This is a genomic window from Alkalicoccus luteus (assembly GCF_012034335.1).
Classification (GTDB): Bacteria; Bacillota; Bacilli; order Bacillales; family Salisediminibacteriaceae; genus Alkalicoccus; species Alkalicoccus luteus_A.
Window position 1 is genome coordinate 69,008 of sequence record NZ_JAATHJ010000007.1, and the last position, 19,858, is coordinate 88,865.

19 protein-coding genes and 1 riboswitch are annotated in these 19,858 nt (G+C 47.3%); of the genes, 9 read left to right on the plus strand and 10 right to left on the minus strand.

Annotated elements, in window-relative coordinates; all coding sequences use genetic code 11:
* Window positions 1–52: 52 nt before the first annotated feature.
* A complete protein-coding gene (locus HCN83_RS06760) occupies window positions 53–961 on the minus strand; it encodes a DMT family transporter (RefSeq protein WP_246238121.1) in 909 nt (302 codons plus the stop codon).
* 103 nt (window positions 962–1,064) lie between these two features.
* Between HCN83_RS06760 and HCN83_RS06765 the strand changes: the two genes are divergently transcribed.
* A complete protein-coding gene (locus HCN83_RS06765; RefSeq protein ID WP_168005703.1) occupies window positions 1,065–2,123 on the plus strand; it encodes an acyltransferase family protein in 1,059 nt (352 codons plus the stop codon).
* 58 nt (window positions 2,124–2,181) lie between these two features.
* On the opposite strand, the gene HCN83_RS06770 is transcribed toward HCN83_RS06765, so the two are convergent.
* Window positions 2,182–3,279 (minus strand): serine hydrolase domain-containing protein, encoded by a 1,098-nt coding sequence (locus HCN83_RS06770; RefSeq protein WP_246238122.1) that lies wholly within the window; start codon window positions 3,277–3,279, stop codon window positions 2,182–2,184.
* A 104-nt stretch (window positions 3,280–3,383) separates the two neighbouring features.
* Window positions 3,384–3,461, plus strand: a riboswitch (glycine riboswitch).
* An 82-nt stretch (window positions 3,462–3,543) separates the two neighbouring features.
* Between HCN83_RS06770 and HCN83_RS06775 the strand changes: the two genes are divergently transcribed.
* From HCN83_RS06775 to ectB, 7 genes are all read left to right on the plus strand, one after another.
* Complete coding sequence (locus HCN83_RS06775; RefSeq protein ID WP_168005705.1) at window positions 3,544–3,819, plus strand: ACT domain-containing protein; 276 nt, start codon at window positions 3,544–3,546, stop codon at window positions 3,817–3,819.
* A gap of 13 nt (window positions 3,820–3,832) precedes the next feature.
* Window positions 3,833–5,194 carry a PFL family protein gene (locus tag HCN83_RS06780; protein WP_168005708.1) on the plus strand — a complete coding sequence of 454 codons (1,362 nt, stop codon included), beginning with the start codon at window positions 3,833–3,835 and terminating at the stop codon, window positions 5,192–5,194.
* 287 nt (window positions 5,195–5,481) lie between these two features.
* Complete coding sequence (gene proB, locus HCN83_RS06785; protein WP_168005710.1) at window positions 5,482–6,543, plus strand: glutamate 5-kinase; 1,062 nt, start codon at window positions 5,482–5,484, stop codon at window positions 6,541–6,543.
* Between the two features lie 49 nt (window positions 6,544–6,592).
* Window positions 6,593–7,852 carry a glutamate-5-semialdehyde dehydrogenase gene (locus HCN83_RS06790; protein WP_168005712.1) on the plus strand — a complete coding sequence of 420 codons (1,260 nt, stop codon included), beginning with the start codon at window positions 6,593–6,595 and terminating at the stop codon, window positions 7,850–7,852.
* 107 nt (window positions 7,853–7,959) lie between these two features.
* Window positions 7,960–9,798 (plus strand): translational GTPase TypA, encoded by a 1,839-nt coding sequence (gene typA, locus HCN83_RS06795; RefSeq protein WP_168005714.1) that lies wholly within the window; start codon window positions 7,960–7,962, stop codon window positions 9,796–9,798.
* A 128-nt stretch (window positions 9,799–9,926) separates the two neighbouring features.
* Window positions 9,927–10,451: a diaminobutyrate acetyltransferase gene (gene ectA / locus HCN83_RS06800; protein WP_168005716.1), complete on the plus strand. Its 525-nt coding sequence runs from the start codon at window positions 9,927–9,929 to the stop codon at window positions 10,449–10,451.
* Entirely contained in the window at window positions 10,444–11,739 is a 1,296-nt protein-coding gene (gene ectB / locus HCN83_RS06805) for a diaminobutyrate--2-oxoglutarate transaminase (protein ID WP_205774528.1), read from the plus strand. Before ectA ends, ectB begins: the two co-directional genes overlap by 8 nt.
* A 296-nt stretch (window positions 11,740–12,035) precedes the next feature.
* Here the strand turns inward: ectB and HCN83_RS06810 are convergent, their stop codons facing one another.
* Entirely contained in the window at window positions 12,036–12,593 is a 558-nt protein-coding gene (locus HCN83_RS06810) for a tyrosine-type recombinase/integrase (RefSeq protein ID WP_168005720.1), read from the minus strand.
* A gap of 137 nt (window positions 12,594–12,730) precedes the next feature.
* Between HCN83_RS06810 and HCN83_RS06815 the strand changes: the two genes are divergently transcribed.
* Entirely contained in the window at window positions 12,731–13,132 is a 402-nt protein-coding gene (locus tag HCN83_RS06815) for a thiol-disulfide oxidoreductase DCC family protein (protein WP_343033664.1), read from the plus strand.
* Here HCN83_RS06815 and HCN83_RS06820 read toward each other — a convergent pair.
* From HCN83_RS06820 to HCN83_RS06850, 7 genes are all read right to left on the minus strand, one after another.
* Window positions 13,126–13,956: a cobalamin-binding protein gene (locus HCN83_RS06820; RefSeq protein ID WP_168005724.1), complete on the minus strand. Its 831-nt coding sequence runs from the start codon at window positions 13,954–13,956 to the stop codon at window positions 13,126–13,128. The two genes, HCN83_RS06815 and HCN83_RS06820, sit on opposite strands and share 7 nt — an antisense overlap.
* Window positions 13,957–13,975: 19 nt before the next feature.
* Window positions 13,976–14,851 carry a 5'-3' exonuclease gene (locus tag HCN83_RS06825; protein ID WP_246238124.1) on the minus strand — a complete coding sequence of 292 codons (876 nt, stop codon included), beginning with the start codon at window positions 14,849–14,851 and terminating at the stop codon, window positions 13,976–13,978.
* Window positions 14,844–15,350 carry a DNA-deoxyinosine glycosylase gene (locus HCN83_RS06830; protein WP_168005728.1) on the minus strand — a complete coding sequence of 169 codons (507 nt, stop codon included), beginning with the start codon at window positions 15,348–15,350 and terminating at the stop codon, window positions 14,844–14,846. Before HCN83_RS06830 ends, HCN83_RS06825 begins: the two co-directional genes overlap by 8 nt.
* A 3-nt stretch (window positions 15,351–15,353) precedes the next feature.
* Window positions 15,354–15,806 carry a DUF6884 domain-containing protein gene (locus HCN83_RS06835; protein WP_168005730.1) on the minus strand — a complete coding sequence of 151 codons (453 nt, stop codon included), beginning with the start codon at window positions 15,804–15,806 and terminating at the stop codon, window positions 15,354–15,356.
* A gap of 112 nt (window positions 15,807–15,918) precedes the next feature.
* Entirely contained in the window at window positions 15,919–16,989 is a 1,071-nt protein-coding gene (locus tag HCN83_RS06840; RefSeq protein ID WP_168005836.1) for a branched-chain amino acid aminotransferase, read from the minus strand.
* A gap of 144 nt (window positions 16,990–17,133) precedes the next feature.
* Window positions 17,134–18,507, minus strand: a complete 1,374-nt coding sequence (gene argH, locus HCN83_RS06845) for an argininosuccinate lyase (RefSeq protein WP_168005732.1) — start codon at window positions 18,505–18,507, stop codon at window positions 17,134–17,136.
* Between the two features lie 116 nt (window positions 18,508–18,623).
* The gene (locus tag HCN83_RS06850) at window positions 18,624–19,844 is read right to left on the minus strand and encodes an argininosuccinate synthase (RefSeq protein ID WP_168005734.1); all 1,221 of its coding nucleotides are present in this window, start codon (window positions 19,842–19,844) and stop codon (window positions 18,624–18,626) included.
* Window positions 19,845–19,858: the final 14 nt, after the last annotated feature.

The window sequence follows — 19,858 nt, forward strand, 5'->3', positions numbered from 1 at the left end:
GCCGTAAACGTACGCCCTGTGTTCATGTAAGCGTTCTCTGTTCAACATCCGGTTAATTCGCATATTTATACTTTTTATACTGGTATTCTGCATAGCCTGTTCCAAGCAGAACGCCGATTACGATTAACATAAAACTTGCAGCCTGATAAACAGTTATCGTTTCTCCTAAAAACAGCCACGAACCTCCAAGAGCAAAAAACGGGACAAAATTGTTAAACACTGCAGTCTGGGAAGGTCCGATTTTCTGAATGGCACTATTGAACAGGATGTGACCGGCTCCGGTAGCAAGCAGAGCTGAACTGAAGAACACAGCCCAGACTGTGGACGTATGCCCTTGAAAGACGGTTTCTCCCCCGCCGGTTACAAAGCTGAGGCCAATCAGGACAATGGAGCCTGCGAGCAGCATATACGCCGTCATGGCTCCTGCCGGAAGTGACGTCGATGCTTTACGGATCAGAATAAACGAAAACGCCTGTGAAATCATGGATAAAAAGATAAGCAGATCGCCGCCTGCCGCAGCACTTAACGCCTCATTTGACGGGATGATGATCAGCATGACCCCGGAGAAGCCAATTAAGATACCGAACACACGCAGTAGGTTCAGGCGCTCCCTCAGCAAAACAGCTGCAAAAACCGCCGTCGTAACCGGAATCAGTCCTAAAATCAGTGAAGCGTTACCAGCTGTCGTGTTTAACAGCCCCCAAGCCAGCAAAGAATGATGCAGGACTTGACCAAACAAAGCTGCAGCGCCGATGAGAACCACTTCGTTTCGATTTGGTCTTTTCAGTTCTTTCAGCACGTATAAAATAGCGAGAGCGGCAATTCCGGCCGCCCCGATACGGACCCCCTGCATCTGCACAGGATGCATCGCTTCTACCAGGTATTTTACAGCCACAACATTAAGGCCCCATACGACCATCACAAACATTAACGTTCCGTAGACAGAATAATTTTTCTTCATCAGTACCTCCAACTTTCAGCCGGCAGAGCGGATGACGCTGCCGGAATAAATATGATATGTTATAAGCTGATATATGACGTTCGCAGGAAAGGGGCCCGCAGACATGATTAAGGAAATCTTCGTGCTGCGGAGCATCGGTTGTTTAAGCATCGTTCTTCTTCATAGTATTTTTATCGGCATTGACTCTATGACGATCCGTGAAATGGGAGAACTGTCTGCCATCTTTTTTGATTCCATTCAGATGATTTTATATTATGGAACGCCGATGTTCATTTTTATATCCGAGTTTTTAATTGCATATTCGTACCGAAACCGGGAGCTCCCGGATTATTTTTTGAAAAAGCGGCTTCGGTTTATTCTGATTCCATTTCTAATCATGGGCATTTTTTATGCGATTCCCTTCTTTGCACAAGGGGTTCAAACTGGCTTTACAAAGATCGCCCTGAACATTTTTGTAGGTGATTATCACGGATACTTTATTTTAATTATTTTTCAGTTTTACCTGGTTCATGTGCTGCTGCATAAAAAGTTGAAGCAGTGGAGGCCTTCTGTTGTCCTTCCGATCGCGTTTATCATCAACGCAGCTTACCTGCTTTTCTTCAATTATTCGGCTCCTCCCGAATGGTTAACCTACGGAGAATACATCTGGGAACGTTTTTACTGGGTCCCGATGTTTGGCTGGGTATTTTATTTTGCAGTGGGCTATTATGCCGGTATGTACTTTGAAAGCTTCTCCAAATTTATTCGTTCCTGGAGAGTGCTGTTTATTATCGGACCGGTGCTCACAAGCGCAATGCTGTTATTTCTCTATCATTCCGGTATATTAACGGTGCACAGCTCAAAACGGACAGATATTTTAATTCATACGCTGATGTGCAGCTTCTTTTTGTTCTATATAACATCCTCGCTGAAGTCTCTGCCGCCGTTCCTGGAATTTATCAGCCGGTATTCATTCGGAATTTACCTGCTCCACTATTTTTATATTTTCCTGCTTGACGCTCTGTTTCAGCTCTATCCGCTGCCGATCGGCTTTTTCTATATTATTGTTCTTTTTATTTTCAGCCTTACAGCTTCGATCGCAACAATTATCGTTGTCAACAAATGGAAGTATGGTTACATGATTATCGGCCAGATCGGTGCTCCGTATAAATCACCACATTAAAAAATCCCTTCAGGCTCCGTCAGCAGTCTGAAGGGATTCTGTTATCCGGGGCACTACTTTACGATCGTCTGGCGTCCAGTACGAGCTGAAGCAGCTGCAGGCGCTGAAGGTCGTTGACGGCACTTCGGGTCAATTGAAACGCAAGTCTGTTGCTGTCAACCCGATGCACGAAAACAAGATCCAGCTCCGGGATGATATCAATTGACTGACCGTACCGTCCTACTGCTGAGTACATATTGTAATCACTGTAAGGAGGAACGGAGGCTGCCCACCATAAATAACCGTAATCGAACACCGTATTTGACGGCACTTCTTTTTGGACAGATGTGCTCTCCTCTATCCACCATTCCGGAACAATCTGTTCGCCATTCCACTCTCCCTTCTGTAAGTATAGCTGGCCAAATCTGGCCATATCACGCGCTGATAGCTGAAATAAATAAGACGGATGCCTGGACCGTCTGTTCTCGTATTTGTAATTTGTGTTGGCCAGATCAAAATCTTCCATGCCAAGCGGCTCGGCAATCCGATCGTTAAAATCAACGAATACGTCCCGCTCAGGAATGTCGTTATAGATCGTTCCCAGAACGTTAAAATCCCAATTATTGTAATAATAAAACTCTCCTGGCAGATGACTGCCTCTCGACGGCCTTGCAACCCGCATTCCCCAGGATTCTTCTCCTGCCGGCAGGTAAACTCCTGAGCTTGAGGACATGAGGTGCGAGAGCTGGGCCTGTTTTTCGATCGTTGTAAGCGGCGGCTGATCATCAATCTCAAGCTGTTCAAGTGTGTCACTGAGCCCGGCATTTCCTCTGTCTATCTCTATGCCGAATAAGGCGGAGAGAAAGCTCTTTCGCACCGAATGTGCGTTCGTGTTTTTAGTGACATCGCCCCAGCTGAGCAGCACTTTTCCTTCGGAGATGACCATCAGCGAGGTGCTGTTTATCGAATCATAATAAATTCTCGCCTGGTCAAGCGCTTCTCTGCTGAATCCTGCGTCGTCTGCAGATTCATGGTACTCCCAAGTTGATTCAGATCCTTCTTCGATTGAATAATATACGTACATAAATAATCCCACCAATACAGCGATGATGATCGTGAGAGCGGCAATTATCTGATTGAACAAGCCTATCATTCCTCTGCCTGACATCGTATTCATTTAATATACCAGAATACGCACTCCTTGACGAATGAACGGGGGCCTGATAGGTTTATTATCATCTGTTAATACGTTGCAACGAAGGCTGTGGGACCACTACAGCTGGAGCAGCTTCTGGAGAGACTGCCTTATGGCAGCGCCGAAGGGTTCACAATCTCAGGCACCCGGACAGAAGATACAGCTGCTGTGAAGCGGTCTGTATGTTTGTGCCGGCATCGAGCCGGCTTTTTTTATGCATATAACTAACTGGAGAGGATGTTTAACATGGAATCAAACCGCGCCGTTATAAGCGTTGTAGGCAAAGACCAGGTTGGGATTATTGCAGACGTGACTGCTGTTTTAAAAGAGCATCAGATTAATGTACTCGATATTTCTCAAACGATTTTGCAGGATTTTTTTACGATGATGATGCTCGTTGACCTGTCCCGGACAGCATCCATGCAGGAAATTGAAGCTGCTCTGGAACAGACCGCAGCAAATCTTGGCCTGACGATTCATATTCAGCGAGAAGATCTGTTCAAGCATATGCACCGAATTTAAGGAGGAACCCGGCATGAATATAGGCTTTAATGAGATACAGGAAACGATCCGGATGGTGCGCATGGAAGAGCTTGACATCCGCACGATAACTCTTGGAATTAACTTGATGGACTGTGCAGGAGATACGCAGGAAGCTATGCGTACCAAGGTATATAACAAGATTACAAGCTCAGCTGCCACACTTACGCAAACAGCTGAAGACATTTCTCAGGAATACGGCATTCCGATTGCGAATAAACGCATCTCTGTCACACCGTGCTCGCTGCTGCTTGGCGGCGCCACAAAAGAAGATGCGATCAAGCTTGCTGAAACATTGGACGCGGCAGCTCGTGATACCGGAGTTGATTTTATCGGCGGGTTTTCGGCGATGGTCCACAAAGGTATATCAAGCGGAGATGCCATACTGCTTGAAGCGCTCCCGGAAGCGCTGAGTATGACGGAAAGAGTATGTGCTTCTGTCTCAGCAGCGACGACAAAAGCAGGTATTAATATGGACGCCGTCTCACGGCTGGGCCATATTATTAAACGGGCAGCAGAGCTGACCGCAGATAACAACGGTCTAGCCAATGCCAAATTTGTCGTGTTCTGCAACCCGGTTGAAGACAATCCGTTTATGGCCGGTGCCTTCCACGGCACGGGCGAGGCAGATAAAGTACTCAACGTCGGTGTCAGCGGGCCCGGTGTCGTTCTGCACGCGCTAAAGCGCCATCCAGACGCTGACCTCGGAGAAGTGTCAGATATCATTAAACGGACAGCGTTCAAAATCACAAGAGCCGGTGAACTGATGGCACGAGAAGCCGCCGACAGACTAAACGTGCCGTTTGGAATCATGGACCTCTCCCTCGCTCCTACAAATGCTGCAAACGATTCCGTTGCTGAAATTCTGGAAGAGATCGGCTTAGAACGGGTCGGCACACATGGAACGATCGCAGCACTGGCGATGATGAACGACGCTGTTAAAAAAGGCGGCGCAATGGCAAGCTCCTATGTCGGAGGCCTTTCCGGAGCCTTCATTCCGGTTTCTGAGGATAACGGCATGATTAAAGGCGTGCAGGATGGTGCCCTCTCCCTTGATAAACTTGAAGGAATGACGAGCGTCTGCTCGGTCGGACTGGATATGATTGCAGTTCCAGGGCATGTCGAAGCCGCCTCTCTTTCCGGTCTGATCGCAGATGAAATGGCAATCGGCATGATTAATAAAAAAACGACTGCTGTAAGGGTTATCCCTGTGCCGGGTGCTAATGAAGGAGATATGATTGAATTCGGCGGCCTCCTTGGCCGGGCTCCGGTGATGGGGCTGAATCCATATAAATCGGATAAGATGATGCAGCGCGGCGGCCGGATTCCGGCTCCGCTGCAGTCTCTTATTAATTAATTGATTCATTTGCGAACAGAATATTGACAGGTGTTCAATTTTTCTGAATAATATACGGTAATCAATCCCGTCCGAGATTAGTAAGGTTCCACTCCCCTCTTCAGAGAGCACTTTAACAGCTGAAAAAAGTGCGTGGTGCGATGAACCTGAACCTGCTCGGTGCGTAAAACATTATAATGTCAGGAAAGCAGGGCCGTATCAGGCCAATAAAGGTGGTACCGCGGGAACCCCCGTCCTTTTCAGGACGGGGGTTCATGCTCGTTATTTTAGAAAGGGTGTCAGATAGCATGAAGCGAAAACGTATCGTCATAAAAATTGGTTCCAGTTCACTAACAGAAGAAGATGGTACTCTCTCACCTGTTAAAATGGCTGCCTTCTGCCATGCCATAGCCGGACTTCGGCAGAAAGGACATGAGCTGCTCATCGTTTCCTCCGGAGCCGTAGCCGCCGGCTTCCGGGACATCGGTTATGCTGCCAGACCGACAACCGTCAGAGCCAGGCAGGCTGCCGCAGCAGCTGGACAGGCGCTCTTAATGCAGCATTACCGGTTTCAGCTGCAGCACTACAGGATTATCCCGGCACAACTGCTTGTGACAAGGTCCGATTTTTCAGAGGAAAAGCACTTTCAAAATTTACACGCCGCTATTGAAGAACTGCTCAGCCGGAAAATTCTTCCGATCATTAACGAAAATGACTCGACTGCTGTTGATGAGCTGACGTTCGGTGATAATGATATGCTGAGCGCTCTTGTCGGCGGTGCTCTTCATGCAGATTTGCTGATGCTTCTTACAGACGCAGACGGCGTTTATTCAGCAGATCCTCGTGAAGATCCCGAGGCTGTGAAATACAAGGAGCTCCACACAATTCCGGAAGAGCTTCTTCAGGCACCGTCGCGGTCGACGCTTGGTACTGGCGGAATTGGCACGAAGCTGCTTGCCAGCCGGGCAGCTGCCGACACTGGCGTAGAAGCATATATCGGAACACTTTCCAGTACAGAAGACTTACTTCAAGCGTGCGAAGGATCAGGGTCAGGGACGTATATTCGCACCCAATCCGGCCGCGTCATGAGAACGCGCCGGCAGTGGATTGCCTATCATGCTTCTGCTTCAGGCGTGCTATTTATCGATGACGGTGCAAAAGAAGCGGTTTTAAACCGGGGGGCCAGTCTCCTAACAGTCGGAATCAGCAAAACAGAAGGGACTTTTTTCAGAGGCGATATTGTAGATGTTTATGCCGGGGCTCACAAAATCGGAAGAGGCCGTGTCCTGGTTGATCATACCGAATTGTCCGGTGCGATTGTTGAGTCCTCGATTGCCGTTCACAGGGACGAATGGGTTTCTCTCAACTGACGCAATGGCTGGAATCATGCATGTTAATACGATAAAGGAGAGATAAAACATGACAGAAGTCGAATGGAAAGCCCCAGCTGCAAAACAGGCAGCCGTGCATTTAAGTACAGCGTCCGATCAGGAGCGGAAGGAATTGCTGAAATCGATATCCTCGCAGCTGCTACAGCATGAAAACAAGATTCTGGACGCAAATGAGCAGGATCTCCAGGCAGCAAAAGATGCCGGGCGAGAGGATGCCTACTTGGACAGGCTCGAGATAAATAAGGAGAGGCTTGCTGAACTGGCAGAGGCCGTCGCTTCCGTTTCAAAATTAGATGATCCGCTCGGAACGACTATTCGGAGCTGGACGCGTCCAAATGGTTTATTTATTCGTGAAGTGTCCGTGCCTATAGGAGTGATTGCGGCCGTATTTGAAGCACGTCCAAACGTTACAGCCGACATCAGTGCCCTTGCTCTACGCACCGGCAATGCCGTTCTTTTACGGGGCAGCAGATCAGCCATTCATACAAACAAAGCGATTACTGCTGCCCTGCAGGACGGGCTGCAGGCTGCTTCCTTTCCTAGAGAAGCAGTACAGCTGATCGAATCACCGGACCGTTCAGCGACAACTGAATTAATGGAAGCTTCAGATTGGGTAGACGTTCTGATTCCAAGAGGCGGTAAAGAACTGATTAATAAAGTGGTGCGTGAATCTCACGTGCCGGTGATTGAAACCGGAGCAGGAAACTGCCACGTTTACATCGACAAAGATGCAGATCCGGAGCTGGCGCGTAAAATAGCAGTCGACGCCAAAGTACAGCGTCCTTCTGTATGCAATGCTTGCGAAACAATACTCGTGGAGGCATCCTGGGCTGAAGATCACCTCCCTGCCCTTATTGATTCTCTTCTAAACCACGGTGTCTCCCTCAGAGGATGTGAGAAAACGGCGGCTATAGATAACAGAGTATCTCCTGCACAGAAAGAAGACTGGGAGGCTGAATATTTAAATCTGACGGCCGCGGTTAAAATTGTTTCAGATGTCAGGGAAGCGTGTACTCATATCAATCAATGGGGTACAAAACATTCCGAGGCTATCATTACAGAAAGTGAAAAAGCAAAATTGACCTTTTTTCAATCTGTTGATGCCAGTACGCTTTATCACAACGCCTCCACCAGATTTACAGACGGCTTTGAATTTGGATTTGGTGCAGAAGTCGGCATAAGCACACAAAAGCTTCATGCACGCGGTCCAATGGGGCTCCAGGCGTTAACGACCGTTAAATATCTGGTTGAAGGCAGCGGTCAGTGCAAAGGCACGCTTCCATACTAAATGCATATCTCTTTTCCCTGCTCTTAAAGTAGACCGTGATCTTTTGCATCGTTTATGCTATACTTATACAGATGTAAACTTATCGAAGACAGGAGCGTATGCGAAGCATGAAAGTACGAAACGATTTACGGAACATCGCCATTATTGCACACGTCGACCACGGGAAAACAACACTGGTTGATGAACTGCTTAAGCAGTCAGGCACATTTGGCGATCACGAAAAGGTATCTGAACGGGCAATGGACAACAATGACATTGAAAAAGAACGAGGCATCACCATTCTCGCTAAAAACACAGCGGTGAAGTTTGAGGATAAGCGTATTAACATTCTTGATACGCCTGGACATGCTGATTTTGGCGGAGAAGTTGAACGGATATTGAAAATGGTGGACGGCGTTCTTTTAGTCGTAGATGCATTTGAAGGCTGTATGCCCCAGACTCGTTTCGTTCTGAAAAAAGCGCTGGAACAGAAGCTGACTCCTGTAGTTGTTGTGAACAAAATCGACCGGCCGATGGCTCGTCCGGAAGAAGTAGTGGACGAAGTGCTCGACTTATTTATCGAGCTCGACGCAGATGAGGATCAGCTGGAATTTCCAGTCGTCTATACGTCCGCTGTTAACGGAACATCCAGCATGACTCCCGAAGATCAGCAGCCAAGCATGGACTCTGTTTTTCATGCGATCACAGAGCACGTACCAGCTCCTGTTGATAACACGAGTGAACCGTTCCAATTCCAGGTAACGATGCTTGATTATAATGACTACCTTGGCCGAATCGGCGTCGGACGTGTGTTCCGCGGTACGATGAAGGTCGGTGATCAGGCGAAGCTGTTGAAGCAGGACGGATCGGAAAAATCATTCCGCATTACTAAGATGTTCGGCTTTTTTGGCTTGAAAAAAGAAGAAATCCAGTCTGCTGAAGCCGGCGACCTTGTGGCTCTAGCTGGTATTGAGGACATTATGGTCGGTGATACGATCTGCCCTCCTGAGCATCCAGAACGTCTTGACGTCGTTCGTATCGATGAACCTACCTTGCAGATGACGTTTCTCGTAAATAACAGTCCTTTTGCTGGTCGTGAAGGTGATTATGTCACTTCCCGTAAAATCGAAGCACGCCTCCTGACACAAGTAGAAACGGATGTCAGTCTGCGTGTGGACCCAACTTCGTCTCCTGATGCCTGGACAGTATCAGGCCGTGGTGAGCTTCACCTCTCTATCCTTATTGAAAACATGCGACGGGAAGGATACGAAATTCAGGTATCTAAGCCAGAAGTTATCATTAAAGAGGTTGATGGCGTTGACTGCGAGCCATTCGAAAGCGTTCAAGTGGACGTTCCGGAAGAATATACAGGTTCTGTTATGGAATCACTTGGCGAGCGCAAAGGCGAAATGCTCAACATGATCAATAAAGGTGACGGCCAGGTTCGTCTCGAATTTCTCGTTCCTTCCAGAGGGCTTATTGGTTATTCAACAGAATTTATGTCCCAGACAAAAGGTTACGGCATCATTAACCACTCGTTTGACAGCTACCGTCCAGTAGCTAAGGGATATGTTGGAGGCCGACGTCAGGGCGTGCTCGTATCGATGGAAACGGGTAAATCCACCGGGTACGGCATGCTGCAGGTAGAAGACCGCGGTATTCTCTTCCTGGAGCCGGGTACGGATATTTATGAAGGAATGATCGTCGGAGAACACAATCGTGATAACGACCTTACCGTTAATATCACAAAGATGAAGGCTCAGACGAATATCCGCTCCGCTACTAAAGAGCAGACTGTCACAATGAAGCGTCCCCGGGTCCTTACTCTTGAAGAAGCACTCGAATTTCTTAATGAGGATGAATATTGTGAGATTACACCGGAATCAATCAGGCTTAGAAAGAAAGTTCTTGATAAAAGCTTCCGTGAACGAGAAGAAAAACGTAAGAAGCTAGCAGCAAAAAATTAACTATTCTCCCCCGCCGGAAATCCGGCGGGGATTCTTTATTGATTTCGTCTCTTCCTTATATTCAGGCTTAGTTTATCTTGACAAAGGGAATCTATCCATGTCGACTCTTTTCGAAAAGGAGGCTTTTTATGGACGATTCATCCACCGCCCTCCCCCTTCGCTGTGTGAAGCCAGACCGGTCTCACGGCAGCGGGATGTGGGAGCTCGCGAAAAAAACATCGCTGGACTTAAACTCGGCCTACAAGTACATCATGATGGCAGAATATTTTGCAGACACTTGCGTGGCAGCTGTGGAGCATGAACAAGTCGTTGGATTCATCACAGGGTTTATCAAGCCAGATGAGAGCGACGTTCTGTTTATATGGCAGGTCGGTGTTGATCCAGGTCAGCAAGGAAAGGGGCTTGCTTTTACGATGCTGCGAAAACTCCTGCAGCGCGAGCAGTGCAAAAACGTTCGCTACGTCGAAGCGACGATCACTGCTGAAAATAAAGCTTCACAAGCGTTATTTAAAAAATTGGCAACTTCTTTCTCTACCTCGTATGCCGTACGGGAAACGTTCCCGGAAGAGATCCTGCCGGGTAATGCCCGCACAGAGTTTACGTACAGAATCGGTCCCCTGCCATTGTCTGTCCAATTGAAAGGAGATGAATAGTGTGAATGAGAAACTGAAGCTTGTCGAAGATGTTGAATCCAGCGTCAGAAGTTATGTCAGAAGCTTCCCAGCGGTTTTTACGAAAGCAAAAGGCCATGAAATATGGGACGAGGAGGGCATGCGCTACCTTGATTTCTTTTCCGGAGCAGGAGCACTGAATTACGGACATAATGACGAAAATATGAAGCAGAAACTGCTTGATTACATTACTAGCGACGGAATCACCCACTCGCTCGATATGGCAACTGACGCCAAAGTTGATTTCATGGAGAAATTTCGTGATATTATATTAAAGCCGCGCGGGATGAACTACCGGATTATGTTTCCGGGCCCTACCGGAGCGAACACTGTGGAAAGTGCGTTAAAAATCGCTCGTAAAATGACCGGTCGCACCGATATCATCAGCTTTACGAACGGCTTTCACGGCATGACGATCGGTGCTTTATCCGTTACCGGAAATTCAATGAAGCGAAGAGGAGCCGGCATCCCGTTAAACCATACCGTTACGATGCCGTACGATCAGTTCACAGGCAGTGAGCAGGACAGCCTTAAATATTTCGAGCGATTTTTAGAGGATAACGGAAGCGGTGTTGCAATTCCTGCAGCGGTTATCCTTGAAACTGTGCAGGGCGAAGGCGGCATCAATGCTGCAAGAATGGGCTGGATCCGAAAGCTTCAGGAAATCTGCCGCGAATGGGGTATATTATTTATTATCGACGATGTTCAGGCCGGTGTCGGTAGAACAGGTACATTCTTTTCATTTGAACCTGCCGGGATTGAACCGGATGTAGTCTGCCTGTCCAAGTCAATCGGCGGTTACGGACTTCCATTGGCCGTAACGCTTATTAAACCAGAGCTCGATCAATGGAAGCCCGGTGAGCATAATGGAACGTTCCGGGGAAATAATCTGGCATTTATTACTGCCTCGGAAGCACTGGAATACTGGCGCGACCCCGCTTTTGAAGAAAGCATACAGGAACGCGGCAAACGAATGACTGCTTTTCTGGAAAGAATGGTCGAGACCTATCCTGAAATGAAAGGTCGCCGAAAGGGCCGCGGCCTCATGCAGGGAATTGCGTCCGAGGTAGACGGATTTTCCGAGTCAGTAGCAGAATATGCTTTTAAACATCAGATGATACTTGAAACAGCAGGCGGTAATGACGAAGTATTTAAGCTTTTCCCACCGCTCAACATTCCACTCGAGGCACTCGATGAGGGATTTGCTATCATCGAGAAATGTATCGAGGAAGCGCTGGAAGCCCACCAGTTGTCGTCATCCTCTTCTTAAAGCTCTCACAGCTCCCGCTTGAAGCGGGAGCTTTTTTTAGTCTGCAATTAAAAACAGCGCAGCATATTCCTGTATCCGCAACTTATCCACACTTTTCTGACAATTGTGCAGAACTAATCAGTCTTAGCCTGGCTGTTTATCCACATACACGTTTAACTACTATTTGTATACATTTTAAACTACACAAAGCGACGGTCGGCTACATCTATTCCCGGAAGGTAGGCACCCTTCATTTTTATTTCAACGATTACGCCGCCATTTCTCAACAGACCACATAAAAATACTGTTGCACGAACCTATAAACTGAACGTATCATCTAACGAATCGGCCCCTTCTCCAATCACCCCTATATAAGATAACGTGACGCTTTGCGAGGATTGCCTGAATAACTTCCGCAAGAACTCTACATCCTTTGACGCCTTATAATAATGATACCCAAACGTTTTCCGCAGGGAATGAACACCAAAAGATGAGATGCCTGCCCTTTTCGCACACCCCTTTAAAAGCTTAGAAGCCTGATCCCGCTGAAGAGGCCCCTCCCCCTTCCTTGAGGAAAACAGCCACTCGTCCTGATCCATATTCGAGGTATACGCAGCTAACAGCTTACGAATCGCCCCATGAAGCGGGTACACGAGTTCCTGATTCGCTCTTATACGCACTTTTTCCCTCCCTCGCACATCTCTCACTCGAAGCTGGAGCGCTTCCGTCAGCCTCATCCCGGTATTTAACAGAAGCATACCGAGCATATAATCCCGATCACTCTGCTTCGCGAGTTCCCGTTTCCAACTTTCAAGGTCCGCTTTATCTCTAATCGGCTCCATTTCCCGCGGTTCAGACCGCCTGTTTATGCTCATGCAGCACACCCCTTCTAATCATACTTACCATCTCATTTTGAATGATTAAACAAATAGAGTCAACAACGCTTATTATCATACAAAATGAGATTCGATGCATGATTATATTTATTTCCTCCGGGGAATAGAATGCCGAGGTGATAACTTTGAGACATTTACTGCTTTATGACGGAGAATGCAGTTTGTGCGATGGCGTTGTTACAGTTATATTGAAACACAACTCGAAAGAAACGATTTATTTTGTTTCGCTGCAGAGCGATAAAGCGAAGCAGCTCCATGAGCAATACAAAATCGATGCAGCAGTGGACTCCATCGTCTTTATTCGCTCAGACGGTCGTGTATATTATAAAGCTTCAGCTGCAGCCGAGATTTGCAGGCAGCTGCACGGAATATATTCAATTGGCAGACTTCTCCCCTTTCTGCCTTTTTCAGATCGAATATACGATTGGATCGCTGCGAACCGCTACAGGATTTTTGGCAAAAAAGAATCGTGCTCGCTTCCATCTTCCGAAGTCAAAGCACGATTTATCCATTATTGAATCTCCTGCAGCAGTCTTTCATCCTCACGGCCGGTCGGCTTCGGATAGACGTCAGGATGGAGCAGGTGGGCAAGCTTTGCCAGACCGATCATGAGCCTTGGTGATGGCCGGCAGTAAAAAGGCTCTTCCATCACGTGGAGCTGATTTGTTTTTAAAGCTTGCATATCTGTCCACCCCGGACGTTTTTTAATCACAGCCGGATTTACTTTTGCTGTTTCGACGCCTACCCAGGCTGTAAGAATAACGTCCGGGTCCTGCTCGCGAATTTGTTCCCACTCTGCTTTGACGCTTGCACGATCGTCTTGATGAAACATGTTAATGCCTCCTGCGAGCGCAGACATTTCAGTCAGCCAGTTGCGTCCCCCCGGAGAAAAGATAGGCTTTGGCCACCATTCCCAATACAGAGAAGGCCGCTTTGACGTTATAGTGTCGGCTAAAGACCCGTAATACTTCAGAAAGGAATCATATTGCTGCCTTAGACGAGCTCCCCGTTCATGCAGACCTGCTGCTGCACAAATTTCAAGCAGAACTTCCCCTACCTGACTCATCGATTCCGGGTTCGTTACCGTCATATACGGTATTCCGCGTTCTTTCAACCCCTCAATGTTTTTTTCCATCCCCGGAACAGACAAGGATGCGTAAACGAGATCCGGATGTAATGCCTCTACTTTATCCAAATCTATGGACAGGTCCGGTCCAAGCCGCTCAAGGCCGTTGATGCTTGATGGCCAGTCCGAGTAGTCGTCTACCCCGCAAAGGTAAGCTGAAAGACCGCAGTAGTGCAGCAGTTCTGTGTTGCTTGGGCATATCGAAACGATTCGCATCAATAATCTGCCTCCTTCATTATGAGAGTTTAAACGGGTCCTTTAGGATTTCATAGTGTTCAAGTACGTTTATATACTGTGCCTGAGATGGAGATCGCAGCGTTTCCATGTCAACCGCATGAACATCATCGAGCCCGCAGTGAATTTCAACCAGCTCACGGCTGATCATGACAGATTCACGGCCGTTCTCAAGCTTTTTTCTGTAACGGTTAAATGCCGGATCCAATTGCTCCAATTGATTGTAAACGCCCTCAACGCTCCCATACAATTGAATCAATGGAAGGGCGGCCTTGGCTCCGACTCCGGGACAGCCTGGAATATTGTCACTAGGATCTCCAAGCAATGCCTTCACATCGATCCACTGAGCCGGCTGAATGCCATAATCATCCTGAAAGTGATGCAGCTGATAGTGGATCTCTTTTCGTTTTTGCACAAACAGCTGGTCCGTGTCTTCATTGAGCAGCTGAAATAAATCTTTGTCATTGCTGTAAATGACTTTCCTGACGGGTAAAGGTGCTTTCGTAAAGCTCCCGATTATATCATCCGCTTCATATCCTGCTACCTGCATTTGATGCATACCCATATCAGTACAAATTTCCGTTGCAGTATGATATTGCTCAATAAGGGGCGCTGGAAGGTCTTTGCGCTGCGCTTTATAAAACTGGTGATCCTGATTACGAATCGTATCTTCCCGTTTTCCATCCCAGGCGATGACGATCCCCCCGGGAAACCGTTCCTGCAGGTTACTGATTCTGGAGAAGAATACTTTTAAGGCGTGTATATACCGGCCCTCGCTGTTTTTTTCTAATTGGTGATCATCGCGTCCGTATGAGGTCGCAAAATAGGCTCTGCTGAGTAAGTTAAATCCGTCTATTAACACAAGATGTTCATTCAATGATCGCAGCCTCCTTAAATAAGTTTTTCCAGGCATCCCGTTTCTGCTCATATGTCTTTACGTTCCGGCCGGGCACCGGGCTGGTTGACGGTAAATAACTTATGTAAACTTCTTCGTGTAACGGCACGTGCCGCGTTAATGAATCATATGCTTTCCTGCCATTGCACCCGATGGTCCGTATATGAGGATGCCGCTCAAGAAACGATTGTACATCGTTCGGAACTTCACTGCGGATATCCTGATCCAGACTCCCTTCTCTTTCACAGTGCTTAAGGACATCCCATACTGCAACGTGGTGATCCATCATGATTTCCTGCTTCATTTGGTAGGAGGCTTCATACAGCGGATATCCGAACAGATCACCAATGATCATCCAGAAATGATTACGTGGATGTGCATAGTACTGTTGTTCGGCAAGCGATTTTGCTCCCGGCATTGAGCCGACAATTAAAAGTTTTGGTTCAGGACCGACGATCGGCTTCATTGACTCGATTCGCATCGTTTATTCGTTCCTCTCTGTGAGCGGTGTGCGGGCATTTATTGCCGCCTGGAGCTGATGCAGAATGTCTCCTATTCCACGTGCACCACTCAAAGGACGCAGAACAGTTTCATGCTGTAAAAGCGGCTCCAGTTTCTGATCATACTTTTTACCAGTGAGTAAAATAATGCGCTTACAGGAAGGCAGCTGCGCAAATTGACGGGTAAGACGCTCACTGGATACGCTCATTGAACGACTTCCAAATACCTCATCATAATTAGTAAACAAGAGATCATCCGGGTGCAGGAATCCGTGTCGTGCAGATAAAATCCGGTAGCTGTCCGTGAAAAGCTCTGCATACGCCTGACACTTTCGGTGAAGCGTGCCGACATATGCTTCTGATGCTTTAACCGCCCCAGCCTGAGGCGATACATCCCAGATCTTCTTTTTTCCACATGGGATAATGCATATATCCATCGGCCATCTCTCCTCTGCCCTTCCATACTAGCATAATTCGGCGTGTTCTTACATTGCGTTTCTCAATGTAAAAGGGCTTACCCATTATCAGGTAAGCCCTTATAAAGCAAGGCTATGAAATCGTTCTCGTCCATCCGAACGGATCTTTTTCCTGACCCGTCTGAATGCCTGTTAACGTCTGATACAGCGATTTAGTGATCTCACCTGTTTTACGGCCGTTGATAATCATCGGCGTTCCTTTCCATGTCAGTTCACCGATCGGCGAGATGACCGCAGCAGTACCAGAACCAAACGCTTCTTCCAGTTCACCGTTTTCATAGGCAGTGAGCACTTCTTCCATTGATATACGGCGTTCTGATACGGGAACTTTCCAGTATTGAAGCAGTTCGATAACGGATTTTCTGGTCACACCCTGTAAGATGCTGTCATTAAGCTCAGGCGTCACTACTTCTCCGTTAATTTTAAAGAAAACGTTCATGCTGCCTACTTCCTCCACGTATTTCTTCTCAACCCCGTCAAGCCACAGTACCTGGGCATGACCTTCTCCGGAGGCTTTAGCTTGTGCGTTATAGCCTGCAGAATAGTTGCCTCCAGTTTTAGCTGTTCCGGTACCTCCTCTTGCAGCGCGCGTAAAGTGATCCTCCACCATGATGCTGACCGGATGAATGCCTTCCGGATAATAAGATCCTACTGGAGACAAAATGATAAAAAGCTTATATGCTTTCGCAGGTGCAACCTGCAGACTTGGTTCGGTCGCGATAATAAACGGACGGATGTAAAGCGACGTCCCCTCAGCATCCGGAATCCAGTCTTTTTCAAGCTCAAGCAGTTGCAGCAAATATTCCATGAGCAGCTCTTCGTTCACAGGCGGAATGCTCAATCGTCTATTGGATCGATTTAATCGCTTAAAGTTTTCGTCCGGGCGAAAGAGCACAGCTTCTCCATCAGGGCTGCGATAAGCTTTCAGCCCTTCAAACACACTCTGGCTGTAGTGGAGCACCATTGCAGCCGGATCAATTTCAACCGGCGCATATGGAATGATTTCAGGCTTAATCCAGCCTTTCCCTTCTTCATATTCCATTGTAAACATATGATCGGTAAATGTTTTGCCGAACTGGAGAGTTTCCGGATCCGGCTTGCCCTTTTTTTGTTTCGCTTCTGTAATTGCCACTGTCGCTTCCATCGTCAGCATGCCTCTCTTTCATTCTTAAAAAATCGGATAATGTGGTATATTGTATCACGAAAAGAGATAGAAGAACATGAAATAGTTTGAAAATTCCATGATTTATCTGTGCAGGCACAACTGTGCCACCGGCTGTATATCGTTTTATGCAAGTGTTTTCTCAGCGTGCTCCAGCTGAACCTTCACTTGGCTTTGTCCCGTTCCTCCGTAGCTGCTTCTCGCTGCCACGACATTTTGCGGTTTAAGTACTTCATAAATGTCTTCTGCAAATTTATCTGAAAACGACTTATATTCCTCCAGGTCCAGATCCAGAAGGAATTTGTTTTTCTGGATGGCAGTTAGAACGATACGGCCGATGATCTCATGGGCCTCCCGAAAGGTCGTCCCTTTGTTGACGAGGTAATCCGCAATATCGGTAGCGTTTGAAAAGTCTTCTGAAACTGCCTGCTTCATATTTTCTGTTCGCACCTGCATCGTCCCAATCATCGGAGCAAGCATCTGCAAGGAAGCGGTAAGCGTTTCTACCGTATCGAACATCCCCTCTTTGTCTTCCTGCATGTCCTTATTGTATGCAAGCGGGAGTCCCTTCAACACTGTTAACAGTGCCATCAGGTTTCCATAAACCCGCCCCGTTTTCGCCCTTAACAACTCTGGTACATCCGGATTCTTCTTTTGAGGCATAATGGAAGATCCGGTGCAAAACGAGTCATCCAGCTCAATAAACTGAAATTCCTGGCTGCTCCAGATCACCAGCTCCTCAGACAGTCTAGAGATGTGCATCATCAGCGTCGAGGCTGCTCCCATAAATTCCAGAATGAAATCCCGGTCGCTGACCGCATCCATACTATTTTCATACACAGCGTCAAAACCGAGTTGCTCAGCAGTGAAATGACGATCAATCGGAAAAGTTGTTCCAGCAAGTGCTCCTGCTCCAAGCGGCATGAGATCCGTTCGCTTCAGGCTGTCGAGAAATCGTCCCTTATCCCGCTCAAGCATCCAGAAATAAGCTAGAAGATGATGGGCAAATGAAACCGGCTGCGCACGCTGCAGGTGCGTATAACCAGGAAGCATCGTATCAACGTGCTGTTTTGCCTGCGATAAAAGCGCCTGCTGCACGTCTGTTATCATTGCAGCCACAGCTTTCGTATGATCTTTTAGATACAAATGCATATCAGTCGCAACCTGGTCATTTCTGCTTCTGCCCGTATGAAGTTTACCGCCAGTCGGTCCGATTTCGTCGATTAGAAACTTCTCTATGTTCATATGGATATCTTCGTTTTCATCGCTGTAATTCAGTTCGTTATTTTCAATTTTCTTCTTTACGGAATGAAGCCCGTCAATGATCAGGGCTTTGTCTTCTTCTGAGACGATCCCCTGTTTTGCAAGCATCGTTACGTGTGCAATGCTTCCCTGAATGTCGTATGCCATCAGCTTCTGATCAAACTGAATCGATGCTGTTTCTTTTTCTACGAGTTTATTTGTATCCTTAGTGAATCTTCCGCCCCAGAGCTTGGACATGATCAATCCCTCATTTCATTGTGATGTCATTTACTTTACCAGTCCTTCTTATGAAACGCCAATGCCGCTTCCGGCAGGAAAATACCGCCGCTCCTGTATGAAGCGGCGGTACAAGATTACGATTTAGTCGTGAATGCCGGTTTCTTCTGATTTACCTGGGAATAGGTTTTTGTTGAAAGCCCCCATAGTTTAATGAAACCAAGTGCAGCATGGTGGTCGAAGGCATCACCTTTGGAATACGTGGCAAGCCCTTCATTATAAAGGCTGTTCTCGGAATGTCTTGCCACAACGGTGTGTGTGCCCTTCCAGAGCTTCAGCTTTACTTTTCCGTTTACCTGCTGCTGCGTTTCAGAAATGAATCCGTACAGCGCATCTTTCAGCGGGGAATACCACAGTCCGTCGTAAATCAGCTGCGTGAATTTCTGTTCAATTGTTGTTTTAAACTGCGTGACTTCTTTTGTGAGCGTTAGAAATTCCAATTCTTTATGAGCATTGATGAGTGCGAGCGCCCCAGGGTTTTCATATACTTCTCTGGCTTTAATGCCGACGAGCCTGTTTTCGATATGATCAATTCTGCCGACCCCATGCTTGCCGCAGATCACGTTCAGCTCTTTAATAATGGAGACAAATGATTTCTGTTCACCATTAAGTGATACCGGTTTGCCGCCTTCAAAAGCGATCTCTACATACTCGGGCTCGTCCGGAGCATCAGCAATCGATGCTGTCCAGTCGAAAGCTTCCTCTGGCGCCTCTGCCCACGTATCTTCCAGTACACCTGCTTCACAAGCTCTTCCCCAAATATTTGCATCTATCGAGTATGGCTTTTCCACGTTTACTGGCACGTCGATGCCCTTTTTCTTCGCATACTCGATTTCTTCTTCACGGTTCATGCCCCATTCTCTAACTGGCGCAATCACTTCCAGATCAGGATTAAGCGCCTGGATCGACACTTCAAATCGAACCTGATCATTTCCTTTTCCTGTGCAGCCGTGTGCCACTGCTACGGCTCCTTCCTCTTCTGCTACTTCAACGAGCAGTTTGGATATAAGCGGTCGGGATAAAGCAGATGAAAGCGGATATTTGCCTTCATAAAGCGTGTTGGACTGGAGGGCAGGAAGCAGGTATTCCTCAGCCAGCAATTCCTTGGCATCGATAATTACTGCTTTTTCTGCTCCTACTTTCAATGCCTTCTCTTTTAAAGCTTCAAGATTTTTCCCTTCTCCAATTTCCAGACCTAGCGCGATTACTTCATATCCATATTCCTCTTGCAAATATTTAATGCAGACTGACGTATCCAGTCCGCCTGAATATGCGAGTACTACTTTTCCTTTGCTCATGTGTAAAACCTCTC

Coding starts and splice junctions, on each gene's coding strand:
- HCN83_RS06835 (WP_168005730.1), bottom strand. CDS start 15,806: ATGGATATATGCATTATCCCATGTGGAAAAAAGAAGATCTGGGATGTA.
- HCN83_RS06850 (WP_168005734.1), bottom strand. CDS start 19,844: ATGAGCAAAGGAAAAGTAGTACTCGCATATTCAGGCGGACTGGATACG.
- HCN83_RS06765 (WP_168005703.1), top strand. CDS start 1,065: ATGATTAAGGAAATCTTCGTGCTGCGGAGCATCGGTTGTTTAAGCATC.
- typA (WP_168005714.1), top strand. CDS start 7,960: ATGAAAGTACGAAACGATTTACGGAACATCGCCATTATTGCACACGTC.
- argH (WP_168005732.1), bottom strand. CDS start 18,507: ATGTCCAAGCTCTGGGGCGGAAGATTCACTAAGGATACAAATAAACTC.
- HCN83_RS06790 (WP_168005712.1), top strand. CDS start 6,593: ATGACAGAAGTCGAATGGAAAGCCCCAGCTGCAAAACAGGCAGCCGTG.
- HCN83_RS06770 (WP_246238122.1), bottom strand. CDS start 3,279: ATGAATACGATGTCAGGCAGAGGAATGATAGGCTTGTTCAATCAGATA.
- proB (WP_168005710.1), top strand. CDS start 5,482: ATGAAGCGAAAACGTATCGTCATAAAAATTGGTTCCAGTTCACTAACA.
- ectB (WP_205774528.1), top strand. CDS start 10,444: ATGAATAGTGTGAATGAGAAACTGAAGCTTGTCGAAGATGTTGAATCC.
- HCN83_RS06810 (WP_168005720.1), bottom strand. CDS start 12,593: ATGAGCATAAACAGGCGGTCTGAACCGCGGGAAATGGAGCCGATTAGA.
- HCN83_RS06780 (WP_168005708.1), top strand. CDS start 3,833: ATGAATATAGGCTTTAATGAGATACAGGAAACGATCCGGATGGTGCGC.
- HCN83_RS06820 (WP_168005724.1), bottom strand. CDS start 13,956: ATGCGAATCGTTTCGATATGCCCAAGCAACACAGAACTGCTGCACTAC.
- HCN83_RS06840 (WP_168005836.1), bottom strand. CDS start 16,989: ATGGAAGCGACAGTGGCAATTACAGAAGCGAAACAAAAAAAGGGCAAG.
- ectA (WP_168005716.1), top strand. CDS start 9,927: ATGGACGATTCATCCACCGCCCTCCCCCTTCGCTGTGTGAAGCCAGAC.
- HCN83_RS06760 (WP_246238121.1), bottom strand. CDS start 961: ATGAAGAAAAATTATTCTGTCTACGGAACGTTAATGTTTGTGATGGTC.
- HCN83_RS06775 (WP_168005705.1), top strand. CDS start 3,544: ATGGAATCAAACCGCGCCGTTATAAGCGTTGTAGGCAAAGACCAGGTT.
- HCN83_RS06830 (WP_168005728.1), bottom strand. CDS start 15,350: ATGCGAATCGAGTCAATGAAGCCGATCGTCGGTCCTGAACCAAAACTT.